Annotated in this window: 2 protein-coding genes; both read right to left on the bottom strand. The window is 66.3% G+C overall.

The genetic code is table 11. The features are described from left to right. The coding region (locus I71_RS00520) for a calcium-binding protein (protein ID WP_148294107.1) at positions 1-1,480 on the bottom strand (1,480 nt) is incomplete at its 3' end. 8 nt (positions 1,481-1,488) lie between these two features. Beyond that, complete coding sequence (locus I71_RS00515; RefSeq protein ID WP_148294106.1) at positions 1,489-10,284, bottom strand: calcium-binding protein; 8,796 nt, start codon at positions 10,282-10,284, stop codon at positions 1,489-1,491. Between the last annotated feature and the right edge of the window lie 59 nt (positions 10,285-10,343).

Genomic DNA, 10,343 nt, shown 5'->3' with positions numbered 1-10,343 from the left:
AGCTCGGTCCCGGGGGACCTCTAGAGTCCGCCACGTCGCTGCCCGAGCTGCCGACCAGCGTCTCCAGCAGGTTGACGACGAAGGTGCCGCCGCCGTCCGACAGCTGGACGACGTCGCGCCCGCTGTTGCCGGTGACCGACTCGATGCCGGCGATCCGCACCGTCGTGCCGCCGGTGCCCAGCGTCACGACATCCAGGCCGCTGCCGCCGAGCAGCGTCTCCACCGCCACCGTCGCCAGCGTGCTGCCGCCCGACCCCAACGTCACCACGTCCAGTCCGGCCCCGCCCGACAGCGTCTCCACCCCCGACACCGCCAGCGTGGTGCCGGCATTGCCGAGCAGGATGGTGTCGATGCCGGTGCCGCCGAGGATGGTCTCGAACAGAGACACCGTCGCGGTGTTGCCGGTGTCGCCCAACAGCAGCAGATCGGTGCCGCCGTTGCCGGTCAGCGTCTCGATGCCGCGCAGCAGCACCGTGTTGCCGCCATCGCCCAGCGTCACCGCGTCGTTGCCGGAACCGCCGACCAGGGTGTCGATGGACGACACGAACAGCGTGTTGCCGGCACTCCCCAGGCTGGCGACATCGGTTCCCTGGCTGCCCAGAACGGTTTCCAGGCCAGAAACAACCAGCGTACTGCCGCTCTGCCCCAGCGTGACGACATCGGTGCCAGAACTGCCGCTCAGCGTCTCGATGGCAGCGACAAGCAGGGTCATGCCGGCCGTGCCCAGCGTGATGGCGTCGATGCCGGCACCGCCAACCAGTGTCTCGATGCCCGAAACCATCATTGTGGTACCGGTATCGCCGATGGTGACGACGTCAGTGCTCACACCGCCGGTCAGGGTTTCCAGGCCACGGACGACAACCGTATTGCCCGCCGACCCCAGCGTGACGATGTCGGTCCCGATGCTGCCGATCAGGAGATCCAGGCCGGAAGCCAGGACCGTGTTGCCAGCCGTGCCGAGGAAGATCCATTCGCTGCCGGTGCCCCCGGTGATCGTCTCCAGCAGATTGGCAAGCAGTGTGCTGCCGCCAGAGCCAAGTGCCACCACATCGGTGCCGGCCCCGCCGGTGATCGTCTCCAGCAGATTGGCGAGCAGCGTGCTGCCGCCGGAGCCGAGAACCACCACATCGGTGCCGGCCCCGCCGCCCAGCGTCTCCAACAGGTTGATGAGCAGCGTGCTGCCGGTCGAGCCGAGTGTCACCACATCGGTGCCAACCCCGCCGCCCAGCGTTTCGAGAGCGGCTGCAAACAGGGTGTTGCCGGCGGTGCCGAGCGAAACCGCGTCGACGGCCACGCTGCCAATGATCGTTTCAAGAACCGAAACCAGCAAGGTGGCGCCGGTATTGTCCAGCGTGACGATGTCGGTGCCGGCCCCACCGGTCAGCGATTCGACGGCCGAGACCGACAGGGTATTTCCGGCGGTGCCCAGCGTCACCACGTCGGTCCCAATCCCACCCGTCAGGGCGCTGATCCCGGACACCGAGACGGTCAACCCGGACGTGCCGAGGGCGATGTGTTCGGCCCCAGCGCCACCACGATCGTCTCGATCAGATCGACCAGGATCGTGCCGCCCCCGCTTCCCAGCGTGATGACGTCCGTACCCGCAGATCCTGTCACGGTCTCGATGGCATCGACGAGCAGGGTCGTGCCGCTGCTCCCCAGCGTGATCACGTCGATGCCGCCGCCGCCGCTCAGCGTCTCCAGCCTGTCGACAAGCAGAGCGCCACCTGTGGTGCCCAGGGTGATCACATCGGTGCCGACCCCGCCCGTCAGCGTCTCAAGCATGGTTGCCAACAGCGTGATGCCGGTCGTTCCGACGATCACCGCATCGCCGGCACTCGACCCGGTCAGCGTTTCGAGACGTTCGACGAAAACCGTGCGGCCGTCACCGTCAAGCGTGATCACGTCGGTTCCCGAGGAACCGAGAATGCTGACGTATTGCGTGGAGACGGACAACGTGTCGCCACCATCGCCCAGGACAAGGATGTCGCCGCTCACAAGACTGACCAGGGTTTCCAGCCCACTCAGATGAAGTGTCTTCCCGGTTGCGATGACGGTTTCGATATTGGCTGCGTAGAAGGTCGCTCCGCCGCTGCCGATCAGGACGACATCGGTGCCGATACCGCCGATGAGCGTCTCGATGCCGGTTGCCAGCAGCGTGTTGCCGACGGTGCCCAGCGTCACCACGTCGGTGCCGGCCCCGCCCGTCAGCGTTTCGACAGCAGAAACCAGCAGAGTGTTCCCGGCGGTGCCCAGCATCACCACGTCGGTCCCAACCCCACCCGTCAGGGTTTCGAGACCTTGGACGGTCAAGGTTGCACCGGTGATGCCCAAGGATACTGCGTCGATGCCGCTGTCACCCGTCACCGTCTCGATGTCGGACACCAGCATCGTGCTGCCCGCAGTGCCGAGCGTGACGACGTCGGTGCCGGCCCCACCGGTCAGCGTCTCGACAGACGACACCAGCAGGGTGTTCCCAGTGGAAACGAACGACACCACATCGATGCCGCCTCCACCCGTCAACGTCTCGACAGCAGAGACCAGCAGGCTGCTCCCGGCGGCGCCGAGCGTCACCACATCGGTACCGGCCCCGCCCGTCACGGTCTCCAGACCTTGGAGGGTCAAGGTTGCACCGCCGGCACCCAGGATGACGACGTCGATCCCGCTGTCGCCCACCACCGTCTCGATGTCGGACACCAGCATCGTGCTGCCGGCAGCGCCGAGCGTGACAAGGTCGGTGCCGCCCTCACCGATCAGCGTTTCCACAGCCGACACCAGCAAGGTGTTCCCGGCGGCGCTGAGGATGACGACGTCAATGCCGCTGCCACCGGTCAGCGTCTCGATGCCGGACACCAGCGTCGTGTTGCCGGATGTGCCAAGCGTCACCACATCGACGGTGGTGCTGCCGGCCAAGGTCTCGATGGCCTCAACCATCACCGTTGCCCCGAAGGAGCTTATGGTGATGACATCGGTGCCGCTGTTTCCCGTGAGTGTTTCGATGCGGTAGATCTGGATCGTGTTGCCGGCGGTGCCGAGCAGGACGAAATCCGAGTCTATTCCGCCGGTCACCGTCTCGATATTGGAGAGCAGGAGGGTATTGCCGGAATCCGCCAACCTGATGGCATCAAGGCCCGAACCGCCAATCAGGCTTTCGATCTCGGAAACAAGAACAGTGATGCCGGTGTTGGCGAGTGTGACGACATCGGTGCCCGCACCTCCGATGAGCGTTTCAAGCAGCTCGCTCCACAATGTGTTGCCGGCCGACCCCAAGGTCACGACGTCTGTACCGGAAGAACCGGTGATGGTTTCTAGGGCGTCGATTTGAATCGTGTTGCCGGCGCTGCCGAGCGTCACCACATCGACGTCAGTCCCGCCGATCAGGGTTTCGATGGCTTGCACCCGCAACGTCACGCCGGCGGTGCCCGCGGTTATGACGTCGGTGCCGACCCCGCCCGTCAGGGTCTCGACGAGCGAAAGCAGCAACGTGTTGCCGGCGCTGCCGAGCGTCACCACGTCTGTGCCGGCTCCACCGGCCACCGTCTCGACACCTTGGACGGTCAAGGTTGCGCCAGCACTGCCCAGCGTCACCACGTCGATGCCGCTGTCACCCGTCACCGTCTCAACGTCGGACACCAGCATCGTGCTGCCGGCGGTGCCGAGCGTGACGATGTCGGTGCCGGCCCCGCCGGTCAGTGTTTCCACTGCCGAAACCAGCAGGGTGCCGCCACCGCTACCGAGCAACACCACATCGATGTCGACCCCGCCGATCAGCGTCTCGATGCCGATCGCAAGCATCGTGCTGCCACCGGCGCCAAGCGTCACCACATCGGTGCCGACCCCGCCCGTCAGCGTTTCGACAGCCGATATCAGCAGGCTGTTGCCACCGCTGCCGAGTGTCACAACGTCTGTGGCGGCCCCGCCGACGAGCGCTTCGACAGAGGAGACCAGCAGGCTGTTGCCACCGGCGCCAAGCGTCACCACGTCGGTGCCGACCCCGCCCGTCAGGGTCTCGACGAGCGAAAGCAGCAACGTGTTGCCGGCGCTGCCGAGCGTCACCACGTCTGTGCCGGCTCCACCGGCCACCGTCTCGACACCTTGGACGGTCAAGGTTGCGCCAGCACTGCCCAGCGTCACCACGTCGATGCCGCTGTCACCCGTCACCGTCTCAACGTCGGACACCAGCATCGTGCTGCCGGCGGTGCCGAGCGTGACGATGTCGGTGCCGGCCCCGCCGGTCAGTGTTTCCACTGCCGAAACCAGCAGGATGCCGCCACCGCTACCGAGCAACACCACATCGATGTCGACCCCGCCGATCAGCGTCTCGATGCCGATCGCAAGCATCGTGCTGCCACCGGCGCCAAGCGTCACCACATCGGTGCCGACCCCGCCCGTCAGGGTCTCGACGAGCGAAAGCAGCAACGTGTTGCCGGCGCTGCCGAGAGCCACCACGTCGGTGGCGGCTCCACCGGCCATCGTCTCGACACCTTGGACGGTCAAGGTTGCGCCAGCACTGCCCAGCGTCACCACGTCGATGCCGCTGTCACCCGTCACCGTCTCGATGTCGGACACCAGCACCGTGCTGCCGGCGGTACCGAGCGTGACGATGTCGGTGCCGGCCCCGCCGGTCAGTGTTTCCACTGCCGAAACCAGCAGGGTGCCGCCACCGCTACCGAGCAACACCACATCGATGTCGACCCCGCCGATCAGCGTCTCGATGCCGATCGCAAGCATCGTGCTGCCACCGGCGCCAAGCGTCACCACATCGGTGCCGACCCCGCCCGTCAGCGTTTCGACAGCCGATATCAGCAGGCTGTTGCCACCGCTGCCGAGTGTCACAACGTCTGTGGCGGCCCCGCCGACGAGCGCTTCGACAGAGGAGACCAGCAGGCTGTTGCCACCGGCGCCAAGCGTCACCACGTCGGTGCCGACCCCGCCCGTCAGGGTCTCGACGAGCGAAAGCAGCAACGTGTTGCCGGCGCTGCCGAGCGTCACCACGTCTGTGCCGGCTCCACCGGCCACCGTCTCGACACCTTGGACGGTCAAGGTTGCGCCAGCACTGCCCAGCGTCACCACGTCGATGCCGCTGTCACCCGTCACCGTCTCAACGTCGGACACCAGCATCGTGCTGCCGGCGGTACCGAGCGTGACGATGTCGGTGCCGGCCCCGCCGGTCAGTGTTTCCACTGCCGAAACCAGCAGGATGCCGCCACCGCTACCGAGCAACACCACATCGATGTCGACCCCGCCGATCAGCGTCTCGATGCCGATCGCAAGCATCGTGCTGCCACCGGCGCCAAGCGTCACCACATCGGTGCCGACCCCGCCCGTCAGCGTTTCGACAGCCGATATCAGCAGGCTGTTGCCACCGGTGCCGAGTATCACAACGTCTGTGGCGGCACCGCCGACGAGCGCTTCGACAGAGGAGACCAGCAGGCTGTTGCCACCGGCGCCAAGCGTCACCACGTCGGTGCCGACCCCGCCGGTCAGTGTCTCGACTGCCGACATCAGCAGGCTGTTGCCGGCAGTGCCGAGTGTCACAACGTCGGTCCTGGCCCCGCCCGTCAACGTTTCGAGACCCTCGACGGTCAAGGTTACGCCAGCACTGCCGAGCGTCACCACGTCGATGCCGCTGTCACCCGTCACCGTCTCGATGCCGGACACCAGCATCGTGCTGCCGGCGGTGCCGAGCGTGACGACGTCGGTGCCGGCCCCGCCCGTCAGCGTTTCGACAGCCGATATCAGCAGGCTGTTGCCACCGCTGCCGAGAGTCACCAAATCGATGTCGATCCCGCCGACGAGCGCTTCGACAAAGGAGACCAGCAGGCTGTTGCCACCGGCGCCCAGCGTCACCACATCGGTGCCGGCCCCGCCCGTCAGCGTTTCGACTGCCGACATCAACAGGCTGTTGCCGCCGGTGCCGAGTCTAATGGCATCGGTGCCGGTGCCGCCGGTGACGGTTTCGATGTCTTGTACCGTCAGCGTCGCTCCGGCAGAGCCGAGCGTGACGACATCCGTGCCGCTGTTTCCCGTCAGCGCTTCAATGCGGGAAACCTTAATCGTGTTGCCAGCGGTGCCGAGCAGGATTTCATCGTTTCCAGTCCCGCCATTCAATGTCTCGACGTCGGACACCAAGGCTGAGTTGCCGCCGATGCCGAGCGTGATGACGTCGGTGCCGGCACCGCCGATCAGGGTCTCCAACTGCCTCACCAGCATCGTGGCGCCGCTGGAGCCGATCATCAGGACGTCGGTGTCCCACCCACCGGTCAAGGTCTCGACAGCCGTGACCAGCAGGGTGTTGCCGCCGGTGCCGAGCGTCACGAAATCGACGGCGGTACTGCCGTTCAGGGTCTCGACAGCCGAAACCGACAGAGTGTTGCCCCCGGGGCCGAGCGTAGTGACGTCGGTGCCGACCCCGCCGGTCAGGGTCTCCACCAGCCTAATCATCATGGTGCTGCCGCCGGTGCCGAGCGTCAGGACATCGATGTTGCCACCGCCGGTCAGCGTCTCGATGTCGGACACCAATGTCGTGTTACCGCCGGCGGCGAACGTCACGACATCGGTTCCGGCCCCGCCGGTCAGGGTCTCCAGCAGCCTCGTGAACAAGGTGCTGCCGAGCGTACCGATGGTGACGACATCGGTACCGGCACCGCCTGTCAGGGTTTCCAGCCCGGAAACCTGCATGGTCGCGCCGGCGGTTCTGATGGTCACGGCGTCGACACCACTCCCGCCGACCAGGGTTTCCAGCAGCGAGACCGCCGTGCTGTTGCCTGCGGAACCCAGCGTAAGGACGTCATTCCCAACCCCGCCGATCAGGGTTCTCAGCCACGACACCGTCATGGTGGTGCCGGCCGGGTCGCCAATCGTGACCACATTGACGTCACCGGTGCCGATCAGGGTCTCCAGCGCGCTCACCAGCAGCGTCGAGCCGCCGGTGCCCAGCGTCACGAGGTCGGTACCGGCGCCGCCGGTCAACATTTCCACAGCAGAAACCAGCAGGCTGTTCCCGGCAGCGCCGAGTGTCACCACGTCGGTCCCGCCCCCACCCGTCAGCGTTTCGACCGCAGAAACCAGCAGGCTGTTCCCGGCGGTGCCGAGCGTCACCAGATCGGTCCCAATCCCACCCGTCAGGGTCTCCAGACCTTGGACGGTCAAGGTTGCACCGGTGGTGCCCAAGGATACGGCGTCGATGCCGCTGTCACCCGTCACGGTCTCGATGTCGGACAGCAGCAGCGTGCCGCCACCCGTACCGAACGTGATGATGTCGGTCCCGGCTCCGCCGCTCAGCGTGACCACAGCCGACACCAGCAGAGTGTTGCCGCCGGTGCCGAGGGTGACGATGTCGAAGCCGGCACCGCCGATCAGTGTCTCGATGCCGGTCGCCAGCATCGTGCCGCCGGCGGCGCCGAGCGTCACCACATCGGTGCCGGCTCCACCCGTCAAGGTCTCCAGACCTTGGACGGTCAAGGTTGCGCCGCCGGTGGCAAGGATGACGACATCGGTGCCGGCCCCACCGGTCAGCGTCTCGATCTGCGACAGTGTCAGCGTGCCGCCTGCGGTGCCCAGCGTCACCACGTCGATGCCGCTGTCACCCGTCACCGTCTCGAAGTCCGACAGCAGCAGCGTGCTGCCAGCCGTTCCGAGCATGACGATGTCGGTGCCGGCTCCCCCGATCACCGTGGCCATTGCCGACACCAGCAGAGTGTTGCCGCCGGTGCTGAGGATGACGACGTCAAAGCCGGCACCGCCGATCAGCGTCTCGATGCCGGTCGCCAGCATCGTGCCGCCGGCGGTGCCCAGCGTCACCACATCGGTGCCGACCCCGCCCGTCAAGGTCTCCAGGCCCTGGACCGCCAAGGTTGCACCGCCGGCATCCAGGATTACGACGTCACTGCCGCTGCCGCCGATCAGCGTCTCGATGCCGATCACCAGCAGGCTGTTCCCGGCCGTGCCGAGCGTCACCACATCGGTGCCGACCCCACCCGTCAAGGTCTCCAGACCTTGAACGGTCAAGGTTGCGCCGGTGCTGTCCAGCGCCACAACATCGGTGCCGCTGTCCCCCGTCAGCGTTTCGATGCCGGACACCAGCATCGTGCTGCCACCAGTGCCCAGCCCCACCACATCGGTGCCGACCCCACCCGTCAAGGTCTCCAGCCCCTGGACGCTCAGGGTTGCGCCGCCGATGCCCAGGATTATGACGTCAATGCCGCTGTCACCCGTCAGCGTCTCGATGCCGGACACCCGCATCCTGCCGCCGACGGTGCCCAGCGCCACCACATCGGTGCCGGCCCCGCCGGTCAGCGTGTCGATGCGCGACATCAACATTGTGTTGCCGGCCGCGCCGAGCATGATGACCTCCACGGCGCTATCGCCGATCAAGGTCTCAAGACCTTGAACGTTCAAGGTCGCACCGCTGGCGGTTATGGATATGACATCGGTGCCGCTGCTTCCCATCAGCGCTTCGATGCGGTAGGTCAGAAACGTGTTGCCGGCGGTGCCGAGCGTCACCACGTCGGTGCCGGCCCCGCCATACAACTTTTCAATGTCGGACACCAGGATCGTCTGGCCAGCGGCGTAGAGAGTGACAAAGTCTACGCCTGCCCCACCCGTCAGCGTCTCGACCGCTGAAACCGTCAGGGTGTTGCCGCCGGTGCCGAGCGCCACCACATCGGTGCCGGACCCGCCGGTCAGGCTTTCCAGCAGTCTCACCAACACTGTGCTGCCGTGGGTGTCGAGCGTCACCACATCGGAGCCGGACCCGCCGGTCAACGTTTCGATGTTCGAAACCAGCAGCCTGTTGCCGCCGCTGCCGAGCGTGATGACATCGGTGCCGGACCCGCCGATCAGGGTTTCCAGCAGCCTCACCAACATGGTCCCGCCGCCGCTGCCGAGCGTCACCACATCGGAGGCGGCCCCGCCGATCACCGTCTCGACAGCAGAGATCAGCAGGCTGTTGCCGCCGCTGCCGAGCGTGACGACATCGGTGCCGACGCCGCCGGTCAGCGTCTCCAAGTCCGCCACCTTCGTGGTGACGCCCGCCGTTCCCAGGGTGATCACATCGGTGCCGCTGTTGCCGACGATGGTTGTAAACAGCGACACTGTCGTGGTGTTGCCCTGTGTCCCCAGCTGCAAAATCGACGTGCCGTTCGCGCTGCCCGCAGAGATGACTTCCACACCCGACACGGAGTAGCGCATGCCACCGCTGGCGAGCAGGACGGAGTCGGTTCCGGCGCCGCCGATGACGGTTTCAACCAAATAGACCGCTATCGTATTGCCGGCATCGCCCAGGGTGATCACATCGGTGCCGCTGCCGCCGAACAGGGTTTCCAATCCGGACACCACGCTGGTGTTTCCCGAAGAGCCCAGCGTGATGACGTCCGATTCAATCCCGCCGACCAGGGTTTCCACCTGCGAGACGAAAAAGCTATTGCCGACGGACCCCAGCGTGATGAGATCAGTCCCGACCCCACCGGTCAGGCTTTTCAGCGACGACACCGTCATGGTGGAGCCGGTGGTACCGCCCAGCGTGATCACATGGGTGCCATCGGTGCCGGTCAACGTCTCCAGCCCGCTCACCAGCAGCGTCGAACCACCGCTGTCCAGCGTCACAAAGTCTGTTCCGGCCCCCCCTGTCAGCGTCTCGATCAAGGACATCAGCAGCGTGTTGCCGGCGGTGCCGAGCGTCACCACGTCAGTCCCGCGCCCGCCGGACAGCGTCTCGATGTCGGACACAAGCAGCGTGCTGCCAGCAGTGCCAAGCGTGACGATGTCGGTGCCGGCCCCACCGGTCAGCGTCTCGATGCCGGACACCAGCAGGCTGTTCCCGGCCGTGCCGAGCGTCACCACGTCGATGCCGCTGTCGCCGGTCACCGTCTCGAAGTCCGACAGCATCAGCGTGCCGCCAGCCGTGCCGAGCGTGACGACGTCGGTGCCGGCCCCGCCGGTCAGCGTGACCATAGCCGACACCAGCACAGTGTTCCCACCAGTGCTGAGGATGACGACGTCGAAGCCGCCCCCGCCGGTCAGCGTTTCGATGTCGGTCACCAGCATCGTGCCGCCGGCGGTGCCCAACGTCACCACATCGGTGCCAACCCCGCCCGTCACGGTCTCCAGGCTCTGGACCGTCAAGGTTGCGCCGCCGGAATCCAGGATTACGACGTCACGGCCGCTGCCGCCCGTCAGCGTCTCGATGCCTGACACCAGCATCGTGCTGCCGGTGGTGCCCAGCGCCATCACATCGGTCCCGACCTGATCGGCTGCGACCGATTGGCCGCGGTCGGTGGGCAAGGCTTGCCGGCCGCTGGGAATCTTCTGCCGGGCGGCTGGGAAAATTTTGCCGGTCAAAT

It is taken from the genome of Azospirillum sp. B506 (genome assembly GCF_000333595.1).
GTDB lineage: Bacteria > Pseudomonadota > Alphaproteobacteria > Azospirillales > Azospirillaceae > Azospirillum.
Note: the sequence above shows the minus strand (reverse complement) of the source record. Positions and strands in the feature narration are given on the sequence as shown.